The organism is Halobiforma lacisalsi AJ5, assembly GCF_000226975.2.
Taxonomy (GTDB): Archaea; Halobacteriota; Halobacteria; order Halobacteriales; family Natrialbaceae; genus Natronobacterium; species Natronobacterium lacisalsi.
Genome location: NZ_CP019286.1, coordinates 13913 through 37197, shown reverse-complemented (window position 1 = coordinate 37197; position 23285 = coordinate 13913). Strand labels below are relative to the sequence as shown.

20 protein-coding genes and 4 pseudogenes are annotated in these 23285 nt (G+C 57.4%); 17 read left to right on the top strand and 7 right to left on the bottom strand.

What is annotated here, in order from left to right; translation table 11 throughout:
- Window positions 1–14 precede the first annotated feature (14 nt).
- From CHINAEXTREME_RS20475 to CHINAEXTREME_RS20435, 9 genes are all read left to right on the top strand, one after another.
- The gene (locus tag CHINAEXTREME_RS20475; protein WP_007139931.1) at window positions 15–1241 is read left to right on the top strand and encodes a hypothetical protein; all 1227 of its coding nucleotides are present in this window, start codon (window positions 15–17) and stop codon (window positions 1239–1241) included.
- A gap of 3 nt (window positions 1242–1244) precedes the next feature.
- On the top strand, window positions 1245–3266 hold the full coding sequence (locus CHINAEXTREME_RS20470; protein WP_238593409.1) for a hypothetical protein: 2022 nt from the start codon (window positions 1245–1247) through the stop codon (window positions 3264–3266).
- Window positions 3267–3271: 5 nt separating this feature from the next.
- Window positions 3272–5752 carry a hypothetical protein gene (locus CHINAEXTREME_RS20465; protein WP_007139933.1) on the top strand — a complete coding sequence of 827 codons (2481 nt, stop codon included), beginning with the start codon at window positions 3272–3274 and terminating at the stop codon, window positions 5750–5752.
- A 2-nt stretch (window positions 5753–5754) separates the two neighbouring features.
- A complete protein-coding gene (locus CHINAEXTREME_RS20460; RefSeq protein WP_010546857.1) occupies window positions 5755–6693 on the top strand; it encodes a minichromosome maintenance protein MCM in 939 nt (312 codons plus the stop codon).
- A gap of 386 nt (window positions 6694–7079) precedes the next feature.
- Window positions 7080–7889, top strand: a complete 810-nt coding sequence (locus tag CHINAEXTREME_RS20455) for a hypothetical protein (protein ID WP_007139935.1) — start codon at window positions 7080–7082, stop codon at window positions 7887–7889.
- Entirely contained in the window at window positions 7886–8125 is a 240-nt protein-coding gene (locus CHINAEXTREME_RS20450) for a hypothetical protein (RefSeq protein ID WP_007139936.1), read from the top strand. The genes CHINAEXTREME_RS20455 and CHINAEXTREME_RS20450 overlap by 4 nt, the downstream gene beginning before the upstream one ends.
- A gap of 3 nt (window positions 8126–8128) precedes the next feature.
- On the top strand, window positions 8129–8629 hold the full coding sequence (locus CHINAEXTREME_RS20445) for a hypothetical protein (RefSeq protein ID WP_007139937.1): 501 nt from the start codon (window positions 8129–8131) through the stop codon (window positions 8627–8629).
- Window positions 8626–8808, top strand: coding sequence for a hypothetical protein (locus CHINAEXTREME_RS20440; RefSeq protein WP_007139938.1), 183 nt, complete (start codon window positions 8626–8628; stop codon window positions 8806–8808). The genes CHINAEXTREME_RS20445 and CHINAEXTREME_RS20440 overlap by 4 nt, the downstream gene beginning before the upstream one ends.
- A 2-nt stretch (window positions 8809–8810) precedes the next feature.
- A complete protein-coding gene (locus CHINAEXTREME_RS20435; RefSeq protein ID WP_007139939.1) occupies window positions 8811–9173 on the top strand; it encodes a helix-hairpin-helix domain-containing protein in 363 nt (120 codons plus the stop codon).
- An 8-nt stretch (window positions 9174–9181) separates the two neighbouring features.
- On the opposite strand, the gene CHINAEXTREME_RS20430 is transcribed toward CHINAEXTREME_RS20435, so the two are convergent.
- Window positions 9182–10174, bottom strand: coding sequence for a HEAT repeat domain-containing protein (locus CHINAEXTREME_RS20430; RefSeq protein ID WP_081605832.1), 993 nt, complete (start codon window positions 10172–10174; stop codon window positions 9182–9184).
- Between the two features lie 136 nt (window positions 10175–10310).
- Here CHINAEXTREME_RS20430 and CHINAEXTREME_RS21630 point away from each other — a divergent pair, with 136 nt between their 5' ends.
- Window positions 10311–10466, top strand: a complete 156-nt coding sequence (locus CHINAEXTREME_RS21630; protein ID WP_156875553.1) for a hypothetical protein — start codon at window positions 10311–10313, stop codon at window positions 10464–10466.
- Window positions 10467–10618: 152 nt separating this feature from the next.
- Here CHINAEXTREME_RS21630 and CHINAEXTREME_RS21625 read toward each other — a convergent pair whose 3' ends face one another.
- The 4 genes and pseudogenes from CHINAEXTREME_RS21625 to CHINAEXTREME_RS22350 form a co-directional block, all read right to left on the bottom strand.
- Window positions 10619–10795, bottom strand: a complete 177-nt coding sequence (locus CHINAEXTREME_RS21625) for a eukaryotic translation initiation factor eIF-2-beta/eIF-5 family protein (protein WP_156875552.1) — start codon at window positions 10793–10795, stop codon at window positions 10619–10621.
- Window positions 10796–10857: 62 nt separating this feature from the next.
- Entirely contained in the window at window positions 10858–11904 is a 1047-nt protein-coding gene (locus CHINAEXTREME_RS20425; RefSeq protein WP_007139940.1) for a tyrosine-type recombinase/integrase, read from the bottom strand.
- 972 nt (window positions 11905–12876) lie between these two features.
- Window positions 12877–13122: a hypothetical protein gene (locus tag CHINAEXTREME_RS20415; RefSeq protein ID WP_007139942.1), complete on the bottom strand. Its 246-nt coding sequence runs from the start codon at window positions 13120–13122 to the stop codon at window positions 12877–12879.
- 97 nt (window positions 13123–13219) lie between these two features.
- Window positions 13220–13684 (bottom strand): annotated as a pseudogene (locus CHINAEXTREME_RS22350) (hypothetical protein); the annotation flags it as partial.
- Between the two features lie 362 nt (window positions 13685–14046).
- Between CHINAEXTREME_RS22350 and CHINAEXTREME_RS22345 the strand changes: the two are divergent.
- Both CHINAEXTREME_RS22345 and CHINAEXTREME_RS22340 read left to right on the top strand, forming a co-directional pair.
- Window positions 14047–14844: pseudogene (locus CHINAEXTREME_RS22345) on the top strand (ABC transporter permease); the annotation flags it as partial.
- Between the two features lie 196 nt (window positions 14845–15040).
- On the top strand, window positions 15041–15856 hold the full coding sequence (locus CHINAEXTREME_RS22340) for an ABC transporter permease (protein ID WP_238593408.1): 816 nt from the start codon (window positions 15041–15043) through the stop codon (window positions 15854–15856).
- Here the strand turns inward: CHINAEXTREME_RS22340 and CHINAEXTREME_RS20400 are convergent.
- Entirely contained in the window at window positions 15853–16761 is a 909-nt protein-coding gene (locus CHINAEXTREME_RS20400; protein WP_007139945.1) for an ABC transporter ATP-binding protein, read from the bottom strand. The two genes, CHINAEXTREME_RS22340 and CHINAEXTREME_RS20400, sit on opposite strands and share 4 nt — an antisense overlap.
- A 250-nt stretch (window positions 16762–17011) precedes the next feature.
- Here CHINAEXTREME_RS20400 and CHINAEXTREME_RS20395 point away from each other — a divergent pair, with 250 nt between their 5' ends.
- A complete protein-coding gene (locus CHINAEXTREME_RS20395; protein ID WP_007139946.1) occupies window positions 17012–18352 on the top strand; it encodes an ISH6-like element ISHala2 family transposase in 1341 nt (446 codons plus the stop codon).
- Window positions 18353–18644: 292 nt separating this feature from the next.
- Here the strand turns inward: CHINAEXTREME_RS20395 and CHINAEXTREME_RS21615 are convergent.
- Window positions 18645–18776 (bottom strand): annotated as a pseudogene (locus CHINAEXTREME_RS21615) (ISH3 family transposase); the annotation flags it as partial.
- A gap of 225 nt (window positions 18777–19001) precedes the next feature.
- Here CHINAEXTREME_RS21615 and CHINAEXTREME_RS20385 point away from each other — a divergent pair.
- The 4 genes and pseudogenes from CHINAEXTREME_RS20385 to CHINAEXTREME_RS20370 all read left to right on the top strand — a co-directional run bounded on the left by CHINAEXTREME_RS20385 (window position 19002) and on the right by CHINAEXTREME_RS20370 (window position 23093).
- Window positions 19002–19970: a DUF2800 domain-containing protein gene (locus tag CHINAEXTREME_RS20385; protein WP_007143133.1), complete on the top strand. Its 969-nt coding sequence runs from the start codon at window positions 19002–19004 to the stop codon at window positions 19968–19970.
- An 864-nt stretch (window positions 19971–20834) separates the two neighbouring features.
- Window positions 20835–22115 carry a Cdc6/Cdc18 family protein gene (locus tag CHINAEXTREME_RS20380; RefSeq protein WP_010546873.1) on the top strand — a complete coding sequence of 427 codons (1281 nt, stop codon included), beginning with the start codon at window positions 20835–20837 and terminating at the stop codon, window positions 22113–22115.
- Window positions 22116–22358: 243 nt separating this feature from the next.
- A pseudogene (locus CHINAEXTREME_RS20375) lies at window positions 22359–22616 on the top strand (transposase); the annotation flags it as partial.
- Between the two features lie 162 nt (window positions 22617–22778).
- Window positions 22779–23093 carry a hypothetical protein gene (locus tag CHINAEXTREME_RS20370; RefSeq protein WP_007143130.1) on the top strand — a complete coding sequence of 105 codons (315 nt, stop codon included), beginning with the start codon at window positions 22779–22781 and terminating at the stop codon, window positions 23091–23093.
- Window positions 23094–23285: the final 192 nt, after the last annotated feature.

The window sequence follows — 23285 nt, the reverse complement described above, 5'->3', positions numbered from 1 at the left end:
CCGGTGATGCCCCGATGCCGAACGTTGATGAATCGAATACCACGGCGGTCGACCCGACAGCGGACGGCCCGACGATCGCCGATTCGGTCCGGGTCACGCCGGAGACGACCGACGAAGACTACCTCGAGATCGACACCGAGTCGTCCGATGAAGTGTACAACACGTCCGGCCCGTTCGCGACGTTTTCGCTGTCCGATCCCGTGGAATCGGCTCGGATCGAACAGTCAAACGCCGACGTCCGGGTGATGGGCGACGGCACCGTGATCCGCGTCGAGTACGACGACGAAGCGGCCGGCGAATCGCCGACGCTGTTCACGGCGGAGTTGTTCTTCGCCGACGACTCGAGTCACTCGATCGACCTGTATGCGACAGACACCGACGTCTCGGTTGAGGCCGCGGAGTACGCCGCCTACGCCGATTTCATCGACTACACGAAGAACCAGGCCGAGGCTGAAGGCTTCGAGCGAACGCCCAGCGGAGCGATGGAGTACCTCCAGCACACCGAGGAGCGTGCCGAACTGTTCGACCAACTGTTCACCGAGCATGTCCTCATGTTCATCTCGCTGCTGATTGCAGCGAGCCAGAACTTCGTCTCGTGGGTCGTTGCCATCGGGATCATTGCCGGCCTTGCGATCTTCCTCGAGCGCAAACACGGCTGGATTCTCCGTCTCCAGCAGATGGCCGAGAGTCGCGCCGAACTCATGCGGGAAGCGGTCCGCCAGGACTACGAGGACCGGCGCAACGCCGCGGCGAAGCATCCACTCGAGGACGTAACCGAAATCGGGCCAAACGCGGCCCGCTACTGGAAGGAACTCGGAATCGAAACCGTCGACGACATGGTCGAAGTCGCCTGCAAGGGCGTCGTCAAGACGACCGAGAACGGGCGAATCGAGTACGACGATGACGGCAACCCCGTCTTTGCTCACCACGGCGTTGACGACCTACGAGACGTCGATCCGCTGACGCAAGACCAACTCCGTGAACAGACGTGGCTCGCTCCGCTCGTGCTCGAGGGGCGGCTCGCACCGACGACCGCACTGTCGAACATCGAAGCGGCGCTGTTGGTCGCGGAGAAAGAGTACAACCGGGGCAACGAGGTGCGTGACGCCCGTCGCACCGTCGAAGAACTGAACGCCCGACTCGCCGGCCGCCGAGACCACGAAGAACGAGAAACGTCCTCGAACGCCGCTCGAACAGATCACCGACCGACTGGCGGGCCGTCGCCCGCTGGAGGTGACTAATCCGTGTCGCTGTCTTTGATCGACGAAGGCGATCCCGAACGTGAGTCGTCACCGTCACCGCTGACGCGACTCAGTCACCGCGTGTTCGGCGATCCGCGGAAGGCACCGAAGCGACTCGCGACGTTGCTGGTCTTTGCCCTGTTCGGGTTCATCGGTGTCGGCGTGTGGCTATTCATGAACGCTCGAATCGACACCTCCGGCTCGTCGGCTCCGATCGTCGGCCCGTTGCTGACGATCCTTACGCACCCGTTCATTGCGGTCGTTATCGCAGCGTGGCTCACGCGCCGGTGGCTGTTCTTCCGCCGCGGTCGTAATGCCGGACTCGCGGCCGACGTCTCCGGGTGGGCCGTCGAGACGGTCGAACAGTTGCGTGACGAGATCAAGACGACCGACGGCTGTACTCGAATTATCGCGTCAACGGGCGACAGTCGCGAGGAAATCGCGGCGAAGATCGATGCCGCCCTCGAGGGCGAGTACGACGACGACACAGTCGAGTTCTGGGATGCCGACGACGGTGATGATACTGAGGGCGTGCATTGGCCTGACCTCGAGATTACGCGTCTCGACGCGCTGTATGCCCGCGAGGACGAACTCGTCGCCGAGTATATACAACGGGCCGACCGTGTCGAAGAACTGCTGGACAACGCGCTCGAGGCCGACCTGACGTTTAATGACCTCCTCGGTGACAGCCGCGCGTCGCTGTACGAGCTGATGGACGGCGACTCGCAGGCATCCGTCGACGAAGCGTCCCGTCTGCTTGAGCACTGTGACCAGATCGAAGCCGAACTCGAGACCGTCCGCGACGAGATCGACGACCTCGAGTACCAGGACCCGTTCGCCGCGGTCGCCGACGGCATCGAAGACGGGGCCGCACTCGAGGCCGAACTCGCCGAGGCCGGCTACGATCGGGACGAGTTCGAACCGACTCACTGGGAGCGTGTGAAAGACTTCGTGTCGGCTCGAACTCCCTCCCTCGAGTCGATCATAGACCGACTTTCCCGGCCTGATTCGGAGGTCGAACCCGACGAGACCGGCGAAATCGGCGAACCGACCGTCCCGTGGCGCGTCCGATTCTTCGAGGAGGTCAAACACCTCTGGCTCGACCTCCAGAGTGGCTTTCGCACTGGCGACGCTGCGGTCAAGTTCGGCGTCCCCTTCGGCGTGACCTTCGGGTTGCAGTTGTTCGCGGTCGGCCTGTGGACAACGGTCCCGATGTATCTCCTCATGCTGGCCTCGAGCACGGCTGTCGGCCTCGGGTGGTTCTGGATTGTGAAACGCCGCCGCCAACGCCGCCTGCGACGCTACCGTGCCGAGTCCGGCGAGGAGTACTGGCTCGACTGTGCCGGCCAGTTCAAGACCGTCGAGACCGCGGACGTGACGGCATACATGGGCTTCATCGCTGGACGGCGGTACGCTTCCTACGACCGCGAGGAGTTCGTCCGCAAGACCGCTCGCACGATGCACCAGCACGTCTCCGACGAGTGTGTCGCTCCATCGGACCTCCAGCGGTACGCCCGCTGTCTCGCCCAAATGAAGCCGAATCTCGAGGGACACCGCGAGAACGTCATTCGGCCCCTGATCCTGCGGGACCTGAAACAGCGCGTCCAGGCCGCCGAGGACGATCTCATTCCAAAGGCCGAACTCGCGTGGCTCGTGATCGAACAGCCGACCTCCTCGAAGATCGAACGTCGCCTCGGCCACGATCCCGAACTCGTCCGCGAGGAGTACCAGTGGCTCGTCGAGGACGCCCACGTGCTCGATGAACGCGACGTCGAGTTCCGGGACGCCTCCGGCGAGACTCAGACCTTGACGCTCGTCTTCCCCGCTGAAAAGAACCGGCTCCCGGACGTGTCCGAACGGCATTCGCAGTTCTCCGATCGGTTCACGCACAAGAAGGGCGAGCCGGTGTACGAACTCCCGACCGTCGATCCGCGAGACAGCCTCCGCGGGTTCATCCCGACTCCGGAAGCCGCACAGTTGTTCGACGGCGAACAGCCGGCCGTTGCGACCGCTCGAGGTGACTGATTGCGATGAGCCAGCCCCACCCACCTGAACCGACAGACGACGATGAGAAAGCGGTTCTCGAGACGGACGACGCCGTCCAATACGAGGCAATCCAGGCGAAAGACGAGACCGACGTTGGGACGGCACTCGAGAACCTCCAGCAGCAAAGCGCCGAACAGACCGAGAAACAGTCGCGGGCCGAACACGAGGCGCTTGTCCGGAAACTGATCGCCGAGACGCGGTGGTCACTGTCCGGTGACGGCGCGTATCCAGCCGACGATTTGTTGCGAACGCTCCACTGGATTCTCAAACGCGACGACGACCTCGAGTCGATCCTGCAACCGGCCTACGACGGCGAGTTCGTCGACAGCGGGACGAAAGCCCGGTTTCGGGACCACATGGCCGCCCGTGCGAACGGCTACTCGCCGCCGAGCCCGGAACGCGAACTCGAGACGTTGACCAAGATCGCGAAGGAACTCAACCACCTCACCTCGTTAACTGACCCCTCGCAGTACGCGCCGGTCTACCTCGAAAAACTCGATCCGGAGGAGGTTCCGCACGCGCCGGATATCGACGAGGTGACGCCGATCGGGCGGCGTCGTGTCTCGAAAGACGAAGCCGCCGATCTCGAGGACAAAGAGGTCGCGATTCCCCACGACGATTGCGACCACATCCTCGCGATCGCCAAGCCCCGCGAGGGGAAAGACTCGACACTCACGTCGATCGGGATGAACCTCTGGCGAGAGCACGGCTACAAGTACATCTCGTTACACGATGACGGCCGCATGGAGACGCCGATGCTTGCGATTCCGAATGATGAAGAGGTGATTCGGAACAACCTCGAGCGGTTCAACCAGCAGCCGCGGGCAATGGACACGACGGTCTACGTCCCGCGGATGGAGGGCACACCGGACGTCCTCCCGGCGAACTTCGAGCCGTTCACGCTGGGGATCGATATGCTCACGCCGAAGGATATCCTCCGGCTGGCCGGCGTCACCGACTCCGATCCATCCCTCGAGTTACGGATCAAAGAAGCCCTGGAGATTACACTCAACCGGTCGAAACAGGTCGATCAACTCATCAACCTGCTGTTCGACTTCGCCGAAGGGCTCGAGGCCACGATCGAATGGACCGAGAAACAGGACCGGCACAAAAGCGACGGCTCGGTCGAAACCTACGAGGCCTCGTTCTCGCTGTCGGCCGAACAGGCCGTTGAAAAGGCGGCGCAACGACTCGCACGACTCGCCGGCGAGGGGTTCATTGCGTCGCCGGATGCATCGACGAACCTGGATTTCCGCGAGATGCTGTCGGATAACGAGACGGCGGCGGTGCTGTGTTGTAACTTCATCGACGCGAGTGACGGGTTCAAGTACACGATCATGGACCTTTGGCTTCAGAAGATCATGGACGCTCGCGACGAGTGGCCGCGCCTGCCGCGGGTCTGTCTCGAGGTTCGGGAGCTGAAAAACGTCGCGCCATCACAGATTCAACACGCCCGGTACAAGGACCAAATTCGAGCCCTCCAGCAGACGTTCCGTATTATCGCCACGCAGGGGGGCTCGAGACGAGTGTTGTTGCTTGGCTCGACCCAGAAGTTCAACGACGTCCTCCGACCCGTGCGGAACAACATGGACACCAAGATCCTGCTTCGGCAGGGGCAGGAACAGGTTCGTGAACTCGACAAGAAGTTCGATTTCACCCCGGAACAGTTCACGCAACTGCGAACCTTCGAAACCGGAACCGGTATGATCTACGCCGACGGGGAACCGTTCTGGCCGATCGAATGGCGGGGCGCACCGTGTGGTCTCGGCCTCGGCGACAAGGTCTGGCGCGACCGCTACGGGAAAGCCTGGGGCGCTCGCGTCCGCGAGTCGCCGACGCCGCCGTGGTCGGAGGATACCGCTCCCGAATGGTGGGTCGACGTAATCAGCGGCGATGTTGTGTCTCCAGATCGATACCCGGCGATCGGTGGCTGGTACCTCCGTGACGAGGATTTCCCCGCCGAACTGGCCGTCCTCGAGTACGACGACGCCGAGACAGCGGTGACGGATCGGCTCACGCAGTGGGTACTCCGCAACCGGCGGGACTACGCCGTCCCGTCGGAATTAGTCCTCGAGCCCGTCGACGGCCAGGATCGACAGCAGGATATCACGCTCGAGCAGGTCGGGCAGGAAACGACCTACGAGGATATCGCAACGCGGTACGACGTGCCGCGGGCGATCTCGGCGTGGCTCCGGAAAGATGCCTCGCTCCGGCAGGAGTTCATCCAGACGTGCGAACTCGTCGAAGCGAACGACTACGGAAGCTACGGGGAACTGTACACCGCACTCGACCCGAGTTTTGCTGAAGCCACGTTGCGAGACCATGCATCGAAGGACAACGGGCTTGGTCCGTGTCTCGAGAAAGACGGCCGGAACGACGTGTGGTCGTTGACGCCGGTCGGCCAGCAGGTGCTCGAGGTCGACTGGGGCGCGGTCGAAACCGCACTCGAGGAGGTGGACCGATAACGATGGACTGGGAAGCGGCCTTCGAGGGACCACTGTCGCGGTACCTCGAGTCGGACGGCCGCCCCGACTCGGTCCGGGTGCCGTGGCCAGCGATCGAGGATGCCGACCGTGACCTTGCGGATCTCGTGCTCGAGGACCCGGACAACGGGCTGAAAGGCGCTCGGAGCGCACTCTCCTCGCTTGGCTACATTAACACGCCCGTCCGCGTGTACGAGCTTCCCGAACGGCGTACCTATCGCGTCGGGAAGTACGGCTCGTCGGCGCTCGGCGAGTTGATCGGCGTCACGGGCGAAGTGGTCGACGTCGGCATGGTCAAACCGTGCGCTCGCGAGGCCGCGTTCGAATGTCAGTTGTGCGGCACACTGACGCGCGTGCCACAATCGGGAGGCGACCTCCTCGAGCCAGGGCAGTGCCAGGGCTGCGAGCAAAGCTCCGCGTTCCGATTTCATCTCGGGCAGTCCGAGGTCGTCGATTTTCAGCGGATTGAACTCCAACGAACCGACTCGTCGATGGACGACCCGCCTGTCGAAGTCGTGTTCCTGTGGGAAGACCTCTGTGAGACCGTTAGTGCCGGTGATGTGGTGACGATCGTCGGAACATACGATATCTTGCCCGACCAGGACGAGGCTGTTCTCGAGACGTATCTCGACGCCGTCTCGATCAACAAGAGCGAACAGCCCGCGACGGTCGACGAGGTCGCGGATTGGAAAGTTCGGAAGTGGACCTTCGACGCCGTCGATCGGTTAAGCACTGCTGGCTCGAGCTACGATACGGCGACGCGAGAGGTGATCGACACGGTAAGTGACGAACATGGTGTCGCCGAGGGGGAGATCCAGGCCGCACTCGACGATCTCGAGGGGGGCAGCCTGATTTCGGAACACCGAGACGGTCGGGTACATATCACAACGAGTTCGACACCGACGTTCGAACCAGACTGTTGAGCGGCTGTGGACAAAGACGAATCACGCTATCCACAGCTAATCGCTGGCCTTAGAGACGCTATTCCAACTGTAAGAGGAGAGAGGATGACTGTGGGTCTGTTGCTGGGGTTGCAGGGGTACGGGCGTACGTATCTAGAGTACGGTCTTGTAATTGGAAGTTGGTGTCGATCACTTTTGCGTTGAATTAACCCTCAGACGGCAGATTCGGCCGCTCGCTGAAGCGTTTAAGTCATTATGAGAGAGAAGGACGGATCTCCACGCTCGAGGCATGGGTATCGGAAGCGAAACCAGTGGATCGCCGGCTTTCGATATCGAATACATCCGCGTACGTGCGAGAGCAAGATTGTCGGCGAAACGTACTAGGAACCACTCACCAACTGTCAGCTATGGACACGCACACCTGCTCAGATTGCGGTGAACCGTTCGACACGCGAGCGAACTACCTCGCACGGAACGCAGTCTGTCCCGACTGTTTCGAATTTCCCGACGTTCACCACGACGAGACGCCCGACAACGACCACACTGTGTATCTCGTGGCATCGGTTTCGGCTGGGATGCACGGCGCGTTTCACGCGGCGTACTTCCGCGTGGCCGCACAGTCCGAAGCCGACGCCCGGTTCTTCGCGATCGCATACCAGCGGCTCGAGGATACGGTCAACGAGCCGTCGCTGGCCGATATCGCGTTTGACGGGGAGGAACTCGTACTCATCCGGCCCGGCGCTGCGCCGACCACCGTCCGCGTCGTCGAACTCCCGGTCGTCGAGCGTCACGACGGCTACGCCGTGACGAAACTCGATACCCGGAACGGCGACGACTACGAGGACCAACTCGATTTTGGCCCGAACACGACCGACAAGCTCCCAGACCCGGATATGACGCCCAAAGACGTACTCGTACACGCGACCGACGAACAGATCGAACACAAACTCGAGAAAAACGTTCCTGACGACCACCAGTGCTACTGGACGGTCAACGGAACGCCTCAACAGACACGCTTCGGCCAGCGGATTTGGTTCGAACAAGACGGTCAACTCGTTGCCTGTGGACAGATACGCGGGACCGAGAGCGGACGCATCTGGTTCTCCCCGCTGTGGGAGGTCGACCTCGAGTGTCCGACGACCGTCCCGAATCAGGGGTACAAGTACGTCGAGCCGATCGATACCGGCCAGCGGACACCGGAGCGAGCGCGCGCATGAATCTCCTCGAGACCTTCGCCGGAACCGTTCGCGACAAACACTGTGCCGTCTCACGGTGCCAGACCAATCCAATCGGTCGGCTCGAGGGTCGGTACCTCTGCGCGAAACACTACGAACGCCGGGCACGACTCATGCCCGAATCCCGGCTCGAGGCTGAGATCGAGGCTGAATCAGACCCGTTCAACCAGCAGAAACTCGAGACCGCACTCGCGGAGGTCCGCGAGTGGGAGGCCTAAACTATGTCAAATCCAGAGTTCGCCTTCCGCGTCGACGACGACACCGAGTCCTGGGCGTTGTATCGACAGACAGCGACCCAAGAGCGACCGATCGCCGTTCGGACACGTGACCGAACACTGTGGTTCGGCCTCGATCGTGAGGACGGCAACGGCGACCGTGAGCCCGTCCGGGACGATTTTCTCGACGCTGTCGGGGCGCTGTTCCTTCGTGGGCCAGCAGGACGAGACTGGACGCTCACGCCGATCTTCGACGCGCTGACGTGGTACGAATCGGAGTGTATCGAGGAGCTTCGTGAGCTGCGAAACGAGACGATGGCGAGTCGGTCGCCCGACGTCGACGGCCGGTCGATGCCATCGGAGGCATGGGATCTGGTTGAAGCCGCCCGGTCGCACTTTACGCTGTCCGACTCGCGAGCGTACAAGCCCGGCGATCGGAGTACGAAAGACCACGAACGCGGCGAGCATCCCGACGACTCGAGTCTCGGGGACTTTGGGAGTGCATGATCGAACCGGCGATCATTTTCACGATCGGGTCGCTCTGGACGCTGTTGATCCTCCAGATCGGCTACCGGCAAGGCTACCAGAAAGGCCAGGACGACGCCGAACTCGAGGTCGCGAGCATCATGCTCGACCGCGAATACGAGAGCGTGCGGCGGGAACGGGAACGACTCGAGAGTGAGTAGCCATGTCCGGCGATCCGTTGCCGCTGTGGTTTGTCCTCGCCGTCGCGGTCGTCCTCGCGTCCTACGCCAAGGACTACTTCGAGTCCGACCCGGACCCGGTCGCACAAGCCCGACAGGCCTACGCCGCGGGTGAGATCGACCACGCGGAGTACGAACGCCGCCTCGAGTTCCACCTGGACGACCGCAACGAGCGGATTCGGGCCGTCGTCGAAGACGTCAGCGGCGTCGGCGAGGAGATTAGCGAGGCGATCGCCCGCGAGTACGACTCGCTGGATGACCTGCGAGAAAGCGATCGGGAGCGACTCGAGGGCGTGCCCGGTGTCGGCGCACAGCGGGCCGAGGCCGTGCTCGAGCGAATAGAGTAATTATTGAGTCACCGAATGTGTTGCAATGCTTCATTTGCTGTGTGACGAACGTTCCGATCTGAGTCTTTCGCCAAGTGATTCAAGAGTTTGAGTGATACGTCACACGGCAAATTCCCAAGTGCGGTTGCAGCAGCTTTCCGAACTTCGGCATCTGGATCCTGCACGACTGGTTTAATGGCCTTAGCACATGCTTTGTACTGGCTTTGGTCTTCTAGTTTGATGTTGCCCAGAATCAGCGTTGAATAGATCTGGATCGGAGAATGAGTTACTTGAAGGAGATTACTGTATAGTTTTGCATGTTGGTATGGAAGGTGACCGTGATCTCGAGAGATCCAGAGCAGTGATTTGAGGGCTAACTCTTTGGTTTCCTCGTCGCCACTCTGTACCTGCCGTACAAGTTCAGTGTATATCGATTCAGCACTTGTAGAGCTGTACTTGATCGCTTTTCCCGGGGAGTCTTCCAAAATATCTGCGGCAGCCCTCAAAGCGGCTTTATTCACCCGCTCTTGGCGGTGGGCCAGATTTTCAATCGCAGTATCGATTTCTCCAGCGGCAGGGTTGGCTATCAACCCCTCGAGCTTTTTTGCTTCCTTAGCATCTTTCTTGGCTAAATATCGGCCATGGAGGTTTGGAACTCCTGCCAAGACCATTACAGACAGTGCAATGGTCGGAGGAAGCGTAATTTCGAGCGTCAATTCAAACAACGCCAACACCAGGGAAAGAAGGAGGAACAGCACACCTACTAAGAGGATATAGCTAATTGGGCCGTATAGTCGCATCAATCTTCCTTTCCAGCCTAGTTCCTTCGATTGGGCATAGCCACGCCCGAGTAGTCTCCCATAAAAATATCCAAAGATGGCGGGCCCATTTCCAATAACCACATTTGAGCCGCCAGATCGTTTTTTCTTTATATCATGCGCTGCCATTTTTTCATTATATATGTGGTCTCTAACATTCCCCACGTGCCAGTAATAAACCCGCTGCAACTTCGATATAGTCATTCTCAGTAACACGATTTCATCGTAGCAAACACATTATAATTTTGGTAGACAGGGTGTGGTATGTCTCCACCCCGATGACTACTACTGCTTTTGGACCGCCTCAGGAATGCCCCGACAGACCGGGCCTGGCGCGAGTGTGCTATTCACCGACGGCGACCGCGTCTACGCCCGTGGCGAGATTCGTGAGGTCGCCGAGGGTGAGCTTGGGTTCGACCCGCTCGAGCGCGTCGACGAACCGCTTCCCTGCGAGACCGTCGCGTATCAGGGGTTCAAGTACGTCGACTCGGGCTAATATTGACTACTGTCCCTTGTGGACGTGGACGTAGTCGCCGTGTCGACACGTCCTGTCAGTCGCTTCGGTTTTGTCGGGGGTGAACGCTCGTTTTGGATACTTGATATCGTACTTTGAGCCACACTCTGGGCAATACGCAACGCCTGTATCGCTCATAGAACCCCTCCGAACCTGCTTCCGCCGTCCGATTGATCCGCCACTTCACCGACAGTCGTTTCGTGGCCGCAGGCCTTACACTTGATTTGGTCGTGGACGTTTTCGTACGTTTTGCTTGAGCCGCATTCGGGGCACGGATACTCCGATTCGTCAGCGTTGATGAACGACGCCATATGCGCCGCTCGAGTGGCATCCGTATTAAGTGGTAGCCCAGTACGGAATTTGACTTAAAGGGCTACTCTCGCACCTCGTCGATCGACTCGGCCACGTCTTCGGCTTTGATATCGGAGTACGCTTCGTGTGTTGTTTCGATCGATTGGTGCCGCAACGCTGCCTGTGCAAGCTCCGAGTGGCCTTGTTCGTACAACTCCGCTCCCAGCGCCCGTCGTGCGCCGTGGGGTTTCAGATACCCGCCCTCAACGTCGATGCCGGCTTCCTCGGTCAGTTGTTTCAGTACTTGTCGGCCCGCTTCCTTGGTGATCGACGGCGGGGCGATCGCCTGCTCCCGCAAGAGTGTATCGATATCCGTCCCCGAGTCGGGACGCTCGCCGATCGCGTCTTCGACCGCCTGGTACTTCGACGCCGCGTGGCCGGTCGGGAACAGCGGCCAGTCCTCGGTCGGTGGGTCGTGGACGTGCTCGAGGCGCGAGAGGGCGTTGTGAGCGGCGTCGGTGAGCCCGACGGTCTCGTACTCACGGGACTTCCCGAAGACTTCCAGGCGGCCGTTCTCGAGGTCGACGTCGCCCCATCGAAGGCCGTCGCGTCGGTCGTCGTTCGGGTCGCGAAAGAGTTCGGCCCCACGGAGGCCGAGTTCGGCCAGCAGCACGACGATCGTGCGGTCGCGGTAGGCACGGGCGACCGGCACGTCGATCCGATCCTCACGGGCCATGGTAACGCGTTCGTCGGCGTACTCGAGGAGTCGCTGCCGTTGTTCAGGCTCCCAGAACTGTGTGTCTCGAGTCGGCGTGTCTTCGGGCAAGAACTCCTCGGCGGCCTCCGTGTCGGCCGGATTCGTATCGAGGCGGCCGTCGCGGACACAGAACGAGAGGAACGCCCGGACGTACCGGAAGTACGTATTCGCCGTCGACCCGCCGATCTCGCCGTCGATGTACTTCTCGCGGAGGACTGCCAGCCCGTAGTCGCGCACGTCGTCGCTCGTCAGCTCGTCGACGCTGTCGATTCCATGGTCGTCGCAGTACTCGGCGAAGTCCTCGAGCGGCCGTCGCATGGCCTCCCGGCTGCCGCCGGCCTCGAGTTTCTTTGTGAGGTAGCGGTCGACCATGTTCTCGACGGTCGTATCCGTGGGGTTGCGGCTTCGAGAACCAGTCGTAACCTCGGAATTTCGTTCAGGCACGGTTGTCACTGTGGGGTACAGCATCGACCCTCGTAAATCTACTTGGTCAAACTGGTATTTGACAAAGTAAATTGTGGATCGGCTCTCGAGCGCGTTCGTGCTTATCTCGAGCCTTCTACTCGCAGAATCGTACCCAATATACTGTATAACGCTATATGGAACCGAACATCTATAGCTAGCACACAGATTCTGCGTCTGGATCTCTACAAACCAACAACTCAACAACATTTATCGGCAATGTCGAGCGAATCAGCACCTTAGGAGGGGCGCACAACCTTGGAGGATGGATTTGCTGTGCAACTTATACTGTTGGACAGAACTACGTGAAGCCGATCGTTCCCCTGAAGTCGTCACCGGTGGCGACGACGCCGAATTCACGATCGGCTTCGTATTGACTTCTGTCCGACAGTATTATTTACAGCGTTGAAGGAGGAGGATCAGCCGATCAGTAGGTGTGCGAACTGATCATTGTCTGTCCCTATACGACGTTTGTTATTGAAGGACATGCATCAAGTGTTTTCACCCATTTTATTGTAGAAAACATACCAGACAGGCCCTACCAATAACATTCCTATATACATTTCAACGAGATAGTTTTGAACATTGATGGGTGATAAGAGAAAGACGGTGATGACTGTCATCCAAGAGAAAAATAACCAGAAAATGATTAGGGTAATGAAGTCCAAAGTACTCCGCTGTACCATGGTTTCTTTAGAAGATCTTACATACATAGTAATAGTCTTTGTCGTTCAATCATATCCTCTTCTAGGGTAGAACGCTTATAAAATCACCTGTACTGAGCGATCGCCACCTTCGAAAATCATGTTGACTTTCGTGCTACATTCGCGCCCTAAGTCTACCAATCTGGATTCGACTCTGCTGGCTCCTGAGCAGTCAGCGTTAGCCAGCAATTCCGGCTGTTTGGAGGTACGTGCCAACCATCATTCCCAGCGTGCTACTTCCGCCGATGAGGAGGGCAGAGCGTCTTGAAATGCCTGTCACACCAAAAAGGAGCAGTGTGAGGGGAATTCCGATCAGGCCGGTCGCAACTACGTCTGATGTGAATTCAAATGGATTCACGAGCAGCAAGCAGGCACCGAGTGTAATCGCTGCAATCCGGTCGCCGTAAGCGGAGAACACGCCCATATCCAAAATTACAGTGATAATCGTATTAGCCTTTCGACGGAACTAGCTGAGAATTTATCGCTAAACTCGCGTGTAGTTAGCGTTCAGGAGTTTGTCTTCACTCACTATTCTCTTCGGATAGGTCGTCTGTGATGAGCTCGAGGGATTCTTCCATCCGTTCGAAATGAGCTTCACGGAGCGCTTCCTCTGACGGCTCTTTCTGCACGATAGACGTACTCTCAGGCAGATCTACGTCTTCATCCACCGATGAATCTACGTCGACTACCATTTTGCGAATCTCCATATCCCGATTGATTTTTCCGACTAGCTGCTCGAACGCAGTCTCACGTTCCTGCCGAACCCGGCGGAGTTCTCGGACCTTCCGCTCGAACTCCGTCTGCACAGCCCAATCATACACGCGCCGCCCGAGGATCGTGAGCTCATACCGCTTCTCTGTCCCATGCTCGGTTGGCCTGTGACTCACCGTAAACACGTCACGCTCAACGCCTTCTGAAAGCCGCGAGGACACTGTTGATCCACTTATTGAAACCGCGTCCACGAGCGCGTTGAACGTCGCTGTTCCACCGATTCTGCGTTTGGTTTTCTACAAAGCACCAACTAAAGAATACTTATCGACGATATTAGGTTGATCCAGAACTTGGACCCTAATTTGATAGATGAAATACTGCCATGAGGGAAAAATTCACGTCTAACTATATACCTGTCAGCACACTAAACCCAGCAACTTTTTGTACTCATAGACTGGACCTGAATATATGGCCAGAATCTACTCTGAGACACGCTCAGGGCAGGTGATGAACTTTCTGTGTCCCCACGTAGATCACCGCTACAAAAAGCAGCCGCCAGTCAAAAAGACTGACTCTCCGCTTGAGCGGCACAGATTAGACAAGTCCAATTAGACATATTCGAGATAAATACCTAAACATGCCCTCCACCACAATCGCACGAACTGAATGCCGACGATATCTTCGCGGGAAGATTCCGTGGATCGTCGCCTTGTGTTTCGTCGTCCTCAGTCGATCAACAGCCCAACCGGAACCAGCAGCCACTCGAATCATCGGCAACGCGATTTCGCTGATACATGCACAGCCCCCGACCGTGCTAATCGTTCCCTTCGCTGCTGCCGTCATCAATTTCCGGTCCATTACTCGAGAACGCGAATCCGGGACCGCTCGAATACTTCTCGGTACCAAAACAACCCGCCCCCGCCTCGTTCTGGGAATGGTCCTCGGACGCGCCACCGCACTCCTCGTTCCAATCCTGGCCGCCACCATACTCGTCGTCGGATACGACACCTTCCGATACGGCCAGTTCTCCCCGCTGTTACTCCTCGGATTTCTCGCGCTCTCGGCGGCGTACGTGTTCGCTTGGACTGGATTGATCGTCGGTATCTCGGCCGCCAGCTCGTCGACGACTCGCGCTATCATCCTCGGGAGTATCGCGACCATCGGCTTCACACTCTGGAACGACGTCACGCTCCCATTCGTGTGGCAACTCACGACCGGCACCACTCCCGGAACCGAACTCGCGTACCCGGATGCGTTCGCGGTAGCAGGCTGGTTCTCACCCGTAAGCGCCTTCCAGGTCCTCGTGAACTGGCTGTTCGGCGTACCCATCGGCCCCGATAGCACCGTCACACAGGTTGCCGACGCGATGCGTCAAACTGGCGAGTTCGCCCCAACACCCCCACCGCTTTCCGCGTGGTGGGCGTTGGTGTTCCTGCTAGCGTGGCCGGCGCTCACACTCGTCACCGGCATCACGATATTCCAGCGTGGCGACCTCGCCCCGCGTAGTCAACCCGAGATACTCCGCCGACTCATCGACGTCGTGCCTTCGCTGCCTCCGCTCAGCGAGCGACAATTCGACTGGTTACCCGGACACGGTAGCGGCATCGATTCGCTGCCCGGCTCCCGGGCTCGTGTTCGTCCCCGCCATCCTCAGTCTCTCACCAGCCACGTACATCCAGCAGGCACTCGGCTCACGTGTCCCGCTAGCCGCCCTTCAGCAACCGCTCAGATTCATCGGTGGGATTGGTGTACTCTTCGGGACGTTCCGGTCCGTAATTCACGAGCGGGACACGGGTGCGATTCGCTTCACTGCCGGAACTGCAGTTTCACGCACGGAAACCCTCGTTGGCTTCACCCTTGGTCGCGCAGTCGCATTCGCTATTCCGATCGTCCTTGCGGTCGTCCTCACCTGCCTCGTCGCTGTTCCACAACATGGTATTGTTCCCCTTAGCACGCTTGCTGTCTTCCTCTCGTACACCGTTCTGTTCGTCGTCGTGATTGCTGGAATTGGCGTCTCGTTGTCGACGATTCTGCGGAGCCAAGCGGTCGCCGGATTCGCAGTTCTCGTCTTCGCCGCCGTTCATATCATGTGGTACCAGATCTCAAACACAATCTATGGGGTAGTCTCAGGTGCGAGTGTCTCCGGGTTTACTCCACCAAGTAATCCACTCTACTTGGTCATTCGCTGGCTCCCACCGCTACAACTTTCGAACGTCGTGATGAATGCGATCATCGGCGTTCCAAATTCCTCAGCCCCCGCCACCGGCGTCATCAGTAACCTTCAGCCAAACCAGCTCTCGAATGAGGTAGTCGTACGGTTACACTACAGCTCCGACGTGCCCGTCTGGTACCTTCATCCATCTGTCGCCCTCGTCGAGTTAATCCTATGGGTGTTCGTTCCGTTCGCGATCGCCCTCGCTCTCTACCGCACTCGAAGCATCGATTAATCCGCTCGAGCGTCGGCCAGTTCGACAAAAGCGTCCTCGATTGTTCCTTGCTCGACATCGAACGACCGAATGCTCACCCCAGCACCTTCCAGTCTCCGTAAGACTCGGTAACAGGCGGTCCGTGGACATGTAACCACGATCTCGCCGGCCTCGCAAGTGGCGTCCTTGACGTCATCGAAATCACGAATAGCTTCCACTGCCGGGTCCTCGTCGGCCGTTTCGATGCAGAGGCGTGTTTGCACGCCTGCTACGTCGCGGAGTTCTGTCGGCGTTCCTTCAGAAATTAGGTGGCCGTTGGCGAGCAAGCCAACCTGGTCACAGACTCGTTCGACTTGATCGAGAACGTGGCTGGAGAAGAAGACGGTCGCGCCCCGGTCACGTTCAGCCTCAACGACGTCTCTCACGAGACGGACGCCGTACGGGTCGAGGCCGGAGAACGGTTCGTCAAGGATGAGAAGCTCCGGCTCGCCAGCGATCGCCATCGCAAGTCCCAGCCGTTGCTGCATTCCCTTCGAGTAGCCGCCGGCACGCTGATCGATCGCATCTCCGAGGCCGACGCGATCGAGGACCGCTTCGGGGTCTCCGGTTGCGTCGTTGGCGTCGAGGACGTATCTGACGTGCTCGCGGCCGGTGAGAGTACTGTAGACGCCAAACTGGTCGGGTAGGATACCAGTTCGGGCGTGAATCTCACTAGCGTCCTCTTGAGCGTCCAAGCCGAGTACGGTAATACTGCCCGTCGACGGGCGCGTATAGTTCATTAGCATGTCGATGGTCGTAGACTTCCCTGCACCATTCGGCCCGAGAAAGCCGTACACAACACCGTCTTCGACTGTGAGGTCGAGGTCCACGACGGCTGGCTCGCCGCCGTAGCGTTTCGTAACCCCAGTTGTCTGAATCGCGGTCATCGGGATACCTCCTGTGGAGTTCTGATACCGCCAATCGAGTATGAGGACTTCGTTTGGAGGACCATATTCTCATTACGCTGAATCCGTGTAAAAAATTTGCCATTTGGGTGAGCTACCGGTAATAGACGCTATCAGGGAACCGACCCGGCTTCAGGCAGCAAAAATAATGGTCGTGTCCCAAACTCGTCTAGAGTCGTAACTGACTCCTGTGGAAACGGGGTCACCTCTGGTACCTACCCCGAAGTGACCCATGCACGCCACAATCGACGCGCAATTCACAGTTAGTCTCGACCCAGACAAAACGCTACCGCTTGCCACGCTCGCTGAATCTCTTACCGAGATTCAGCTTGAGGCCACTATCCTCGAGGAGATCGTCAGAAGCCTCGACGAGCGTCTCGTCGAGGCGTATTGCGGGGAGAAACACGCGCGCGGAAACGGCGACCGCCGTTTCCAGCGCGCTGGCACCACGACACGTACAGCCGTTACAACTGCTGGAGAACACGAATTCACGCTCCACCACGTCAAAGATACCGCTGCCACTGAGGACGATCCAACCTACTTCCGGCCACTCGAGGACCTCGTCGAATTCGACGGACAACGCATCTATCAAGAGGATGTTTCGCTCCAGAGTACCGACCTCGCTACGTCGCTCAGCTTTCGTGATGCCGTCGCCCACGGCGACGGCTTCACTCCGATGCCTTCGAAAACGACGATCAACCGGCGAGTCCGCGAGTACGGCAGCAAACTCGGTGACTTCGTTCGTGGTCGGCTTCCTGGGACGAACGCAGACACTGTCGTTCCTGACGGAACGAAGTGTCATAGCCAGGACGATCACTGCACGTACCACGACGTCAACGTCACCCTCGGACAGACCACCGAGGAAGACACGGAAACGACGCTTCTAGACGTCAATCTCAACGATTCTTGGGATGAGACAGCAGCGACTCTCGAGGAGACCGAGGCGATCACTGACGACGCGACGGTCGTCAGTGACGCCGAGAATGCGCTCGTCGATGCGTTCGAGAATGGTGACCGATCTCACCAGCTCGATCTCGTTCACGTCGGTCGAACGCTCGGGTACAAGCTCTGGAAAGACGATGCGTTTTCGCTCTCCGAGCGGAAAGCGATCGTCTCTGGCGTTACGAATGATCTGTTCCATCTGAAGAACTCTGTCGCACTTCATGCACCGAGGAATGAGCGTTTGGCGATCCGCGAGCGGATCGACCAAACGCTCGAGAACCTTCGGAAAGAATCCTGGAGGTTAGAGCGTCAAGACTCCCCGAAAGCAGCGGCGTACCTCCGGGAATGGGCGGACGCAACCGTGACGTTCGCGAAACTCGCGCTTGACCAACAGCAGGTTCCGTGGACGTCAAACGTGGTTGAACGAGCCATGGGTGAAATCTCGAAGCGGTGTAAGAATCAATGGATGCGGTGGTCAGAAGCGGGGCTAGAGTCGCTTCTCTGGCTGAATCTAGTGCAGTATGCCGATCCCGAGCAGTTCGCGGCGTTCGCCGACGAACTGCTCGAGCGCTCAGCCAAAACAGCCATCACAATGGAGGTGTCAACTGAAGCTACCAGAGGCAAACTCTAGACGGCTTTGGGACCGGACCAACATCTTGGCTGCGCCGCATTAGCGTATGGTATCAGTGGAGCGGTATTAATGGTTCCGCGACCGAAGTGAAAGTGGTCTCTCAGAGCGAGTTCTAAGACGTGCCCTCCCTAAGTTTCAGTCGATCACATCGAGAGACTCATGATCTTCACCAGTAGGCATTGACTCCGCGTCTGTGATGACGGGATAGCCTTCGGGACGATGATGACGATGAAATCTGGTGTTGGACAGTCGCTGTCGGCGGCTGACCGCCGCCCCAATTCAGGGACAGCTACTAGAAGAACCGGTCATTGAGTGATTGATTCGCTGGGACAACTCTGCGCACACCGAGGGCTGTCCAGGCAGCACGAACCAACATCTCACAGAACCCCCTGAACGACTCCCAGAGGTGGCGTCCCCGTTTGGGTCACCCTCACTACTAAGTGAGGTGACTGGCTAAGTCAGTTCAATTCCTATTGAGTTGACTTAGAGATGAAATAAACATCATTAAGTCAACTTCATACGGCTTAAATTCACATCTAGATCATTGATAGTATCACCACAGAAGAGTTCTTCCGCTACTCATATCCGGCTCTGAATCAATTACGTCTCGTGGATCAGTGTTTTACGCTCGGTCTCCATTTCACCAGATATGCCGTTCACCGTCAGCTGGCACACGCTTCTCGAGGAACTCGAAGACCTCCCCGACGATGCAGAGCTCGTTACGCCGCTGTCACACAAGCGGTTTCAGATCGGCGATGTCCAAGAGCACCGTGTCATCATCGAATTCGCTGAAACCGACGAGAAACGACCACTCCAACGAGAACAGTTCGAGACACTGTTCCAGCGGATCAAAGGCAGCGACGGACGATTCAATCTCGACCGTCTTCCGCCCGATGGGGATCCATACCCTGCGGTACTCAGCCTTCACCCCCGCTTCGAGATCAACGAAGACGCCGGCGTGATCATCGAAACCGCCGAGCCGACTACCAGCTCCCGAGTTGATGCTGACTCGACTCCAGCGTCCAACGACCGTACCGAACCGGATCTGGATGTTTACGCTGATACGCTCCTCCTCGTTGATGCACTCGAGCGCTACGACGTAACGACCCCTGAAGAACTGGAGACAGAGACGCTCGTCAACCTTTATACGCTGCTGTCAGACGTCCAGCACAACGCGAACGACCTCCGCCAGACGGTCGCCGATGTGCTGCTGGGACGGCTCCATCACGATCGGCCTGTCAGCGGTCCCTACGGCACCGTTCAACGGACGACACGTCGAAATCGGACACTCAAAGACGACGACGAGGTTCTCAAGACGCTCGAAGACGCAGGCATCGATCGCGAGCGGGTGATGGGACTCGATCGCAGCAAAGTCGATGACGCCCTGGAGGTCACAGAGCTGTCCGAGTCCGATGTCTACGAGGTCGACGAAAGTGAGTACGTTCGGAAGGCCGACGTCGACGAAGAAGTAAAAGAGACGCGACTCCAGGGACTGAAAGACCAACTCGCCGCAACCGACGGTAACGAGGCCGAGGAACTTCGCGAAGAGATCGAAGATCTTGAAGATCGCATCGACGAACTCACGAGCTTCCGAACTGGCGCAGAAGTTGGGGATTGACACTCACGGACTTGAAGCTCATCCGTCAGAAAAGTCCACCGCTGAACACTGTCATGTAATGATACGGTGGACCCGAAATCGTGATGGACGTTGTCGGGAAAGAGGATGATCAGTTCAGATTATATCCAAAAAAGAGCTCTTCGTGACATAGAGGGCAATGTATCGGGATGAACGTTCACATTGATGGGGGGACAGGGACGGGGGGTGGTACAGTGAAAGACCTACGAAAGTGGTTGGAAGACTCCACGTCAGCGAAGGTTAGGATTGATTGTATACCCTCTGGAGATCGATTCTGGGACTGGTCTATGAGCCGATTTCGGGTAGAGAGAGGAGTGATCTAATCGTGTTATTATATATTTTACTATATACACTAGTATAGTAGTAGGAAGAAACAAATCTGGTCTTCTAATTTTCGGCGGTTTGAGTCATTTGTGACTGGGAAAACAAACAATTATAACTTAATATCTTCTGCTAGTCACTTCAGCTGTGTATCCTAATTTAAGTATTGGTAAGGGCGTTCGTCAAGGGTGTATCACCGTCGTGGATTTACACTGTATCCACCCCCGTCCCTCTCCTTGAACTTCTGATCGTTGTGGTGGTCTTCAACTTAATCGGCACTTCTGAGAGTTTTCACTGTAGCACCCCCCGTTGGGATCCGAATACTTATCATCCGACTATACTTTCCGTAGGATACACTGTAGCACCCCCGGTTGTCAGACGTCCGTCTGACTCGTCGACTCCCTCATTCTCGCTATCGCCAAACGAGACGGGGACGGATACACTGTACCCACCCCCGCACACTGTAGCCACCCCCCTACACTGTAGCGGGGGGTTTATTATATCTCAATTCTATGTTCAGTTCAAATGGGGATATTCGACAATACGGATCCGCTGGTTCAGGATTTTGACGTTCTGAACCCTTCGATTGAGGAGTATACGCCGGAGGACCTTCCTGAGCGTCGTGAACAACTGTCTGAGATCGAAAGCTTGTACCAGCCAGTAGTCACTGGAGGGGCTCCGTTTAACTGCTTCGTCTACGGGCCGACGGGCCAAGGGAAAACGGTAGCGGTCCGACTAAAGACCTCAGAGGTTGCCAGGGATGCCAGAGAAGAGGGGATTGACTTTCACTACGTCCACGTGGGCTGCAAAGGCTGCGATAAGTCCTACCACGTGCTAGTGCAACTGGTACGGGAATTGAAGATCATTCTCGAGGGGCCGGGAGTCGATAAGCCGAAGGGATACAACCAGAAGGATCTGTTCGACATGGCGATGGAGAAGATCGAAGAAATCGGGGGGTACGTAATCATCGTCCTCGATGAGATTGACGCGATTGGGGATGATCAATATGTTCTCTACGAACTAGCAGAGGCCACACCTTCCAATGCGAAGCTGGGGCTGATCTGCATCACGAATGACACTCAGTTTCGGCAGAACCTGGATGCAGACGTTCGCTCGAGGATCGGCAGTCGGAAAATCCAGTTTGCCCCATACAACGCACACCATCTGATCAATATCCTCTCCCGGCGTGCTGTGATGGCGCTTCGAGATACGGAGTTCGTTGGTCTCGACGAACGATCCGAGAACGAGTCGTTGCGACACTACTTCGAGAGCGATGTTCTGACAGAGGAAGTCATCCCTCGAGTTGCTGCAATCGCGGCAAACGAGACTGGGGACGCCAGACACGCTATCGAGATTTTTCAACGGACGTGCGAGCTCGCGATGAGAGAACAAGCGGAGGTCATCACGGAGGAGCATGTTGAGCTAGCCAAGCAGAAAATTGAGCAAGATGCAATTCGCAATTCAATCGAGTCAGAGTCTCAACAGCGGAAACTGGCGCTGTTGTCCGTAATCAAAGCCGAACTCAAAGATGAGACCCCCGCCGAAACTCGAGAACTCCACAGTATATACCGAACCCTCACCACTCAAGGAGACTTCAATCAACTTGTTCAACCAGTCTTCCGTGAGAAACTCAACGATCTCTATCACAGTAATATTTTGGCCAAGGATAAGTATGGACGAGGACGCGGAGATGGATATACGAACAGCTACGAACTGGTAGTTGATCTGGATTTAGCCTTAGAAACGCTGGCGGCAGATGAAACCCAAATCGCCGAGTTTGCAAAAATGCTAGACGACTATCGGTAATCGTGATGATCTGCAACTCCTTAGCAGTAGTTCTGAATTCGGCTGCTATCTTCTTACAGCGAGAGAATCCCGCCGTTTCACGGCGTTGACAAGAGCGAAGCTCTCGTTCGCACACCAGAACGCTCGCGTTCTGGGGACGGGCGAGAATCGCGTCACTCAACTCCACAATCCACTGCTCGATGGAAGACCGGATATTCCACGCTAATCCACACCATTAAGTTGATTTATTCACATAGGCTATGTATGGCGATTGAGGTCACGCGCACCTACGTTGGTTCCATCCAGAACCAGCGACAGATCAGCGATGGCCTCAATTCGCTCGGAGACTCCGCCTCAAAAATCTGGAACGTCGCACGATGGACAGCCGACCGTATCTGGGATGCAACCGACGAGATCCCGGACGAAGGTGTGCTGAAATCGTACATGAAGAACCAGTCGTGCTGGAAAGACCTGAACGCACAATCCAGTCAGAAAGTCATCGAAGAACGTACCAACTACTACGCCATCACCGAGTCTGGAGAGGACGCGACCGAGAATCGTCAAGAATGGGAAGGCCAGTACGTGGACGTTTGAAGGCCCATAGTTTCGATCGTCGTTCCTTCACGGGTTCCTACGATACCATCGAAAAGAAGGCTTATAACGGCAGAATCGGCTCGTCCAAGTATGTCTGCTGAGGCTGACGAGACGCTGCCACATCTCGTGACTATCGTGGGTAGCGGCGTCCCATCGAACTACGAAATCACTGTCGACGGCGAGATCGAACTGGTCGGTGCCGATCCGCTCGAGGAGGCAACTGTCGTGACAGACCACTCCGCTGAAGGTGCGGTAGAGACCGGTGTGATGCGATTTCGGTTCTCTGGAGAGATGGCGAATATCCATGTCGTTGATTGGAATGGCATCCCGGCTTCTGATTCTCCGAGTACACCAGACGTCCACATCGATTACGGCGTCTCTCGGACGGATCCCAACCGATTCTGAGAACTTTCCATCGCTCACAGCCGTTCGTAAAGTACATCGAGGATTTTTCGCTCTAACGGCAACAAGATCCCAAGGCTATCGACATCGTTATCCTCGTATGAGGCTTGCACGGCCTTCGACACTCGGTCGTGCATCGCTACCAGTTGCTCTGTATCGATTTCACGAAGATTGGTCGGTGTATCTGCTCCCCAA

Excerpts from the sequence above, each read along its gene's own strand:
- CHINAEXTREME_RS20475 (WP_007139931.1), top strand. The coding sequence starts at position 15 with ATGCCGAACGTTGATGAATCGAATACCACGGCGGTCGACCCGACAGCG.
- CHINAEXTREME_RS20465 (WP_007139933.1), top strand. The coding sequence starts at position 3,272 with ATGAGCCAGCCCCACCCACCTGAACCGACAGACGACGATGAGAAAGCG.
- CHINAEXTREME_RS20460 (WP_010546857.1), top strand. The coding sequence starts at position 5,755 with ATGGACTGGGAAGCGGCCTTCGAGGGACCACTGTCGCGGTACCTCGAG.
- CHINAEXTREME_RS20455 (WP_007139935.1), top strand. The coding sequence starts at position 7,080 with ATGGACACGCACACCTGCTCAGATTGCGGTGAACCGTTCGACACGCGA.
- CHINAEXTREME_RS20450 (WP_007139936.1), top strand. The coding sequence starts at position 7,886 with ATGAATCTCCTCGAGACCTTCGCCGGAACCGTTCGCGACAAACACTGT.
- CHINAEXTREME_RS20445 (WP_007139937.1), top strand. The coding sequence starts at position 8,129 with ATGTCAAATCCAGAGTTCGCCTTCCGCGTCGACGACGACACCGAGTCC.
- CHINAEXTREME_RS20440 (WP_007139938.1), top strand. The coding sequence starts at position 8,626 with ATGATCGAACCGGCGATCATTTTCACGATCGGGTCGCTCTGGACGCTG.
- CHINAEXTREME_RS20435 (WP_007139939.1), top strand. The coding sequence starts at position 8,811 with ATGTCCGGCGATCCGTTGCCGCTGTGGTTTGTCCTCGCCGTCGCGGTC.
- CHINAEXTREME_RS20430 (WP_081605832.1), bottom strand. The coding sequence starts at position 10,174 with ATGACTATATCGAAGTTGCAGCGGGTTTATTACTGGCACGTGGGGAAT.
- CHINAEXTREME_RS21625 (WP_156875552.1), bottom strand. The coding sequence starts at position 10,795 with ATGGCGTCGTTCATCAACGCTGACGAATCGGAGTATCCGTGCCCCGAA.
- CHINAEXTREME_RS20425 (WP_007139940.1), bottom strand. The coding sequence starts at position 11,904 with ATGGTCGACCGCTACCTCACAAAGAAACTCGAGGCCGGCGGCAGCCGG.
- CHINAEXTREME_RS20415 (WP_007139942.1), bottom strand. The coding sequence starts at position 13,122 with ATGGGCGTGTTCTCCGCTTACGGCGACCGGATTGCAGCGATTACACTC.
- CHINAEXTREME_RS20400 (WP_007139945.1), bottom strand. The coding sequence starts at position 16,761 with ATGACCGCGATTCAGACAACTGGGGTTACGAAACGCTACGGCGGCGAG.
- CHINAEXTREME_RS20395 (WP_007139946.1), top strand. The coding sequence starts at position 17,012 with ATGCACGCCACAATCGACGCGCAATTCACAGTTAGTCTCGACCCAGAC.
- CHINAEXTREME_RS20385 (WP_007143133.1), top strand. The coding sequence starts at position 19,002 with ATGCCGTTCACCGTCAGCTGGCACACGCTTCTCGAGGAACTCGAAGAC.
- CHINAEXTREME_RS20380 (WP_010546873.1), top strand. The coding sequence starts at position 20,835 with ATGGGGATATTCGACAATACGGATCCGCTGGTTCAGGATTTTGACGTT.
- CHINAEXTREME_RS20370 (WP_007143130.1), top strand. The coding sequence starts at position 22,779 with ATGTCTGCTGAGGCTGACGAGACGCTGCCACATCTCGTGACTATCGTG.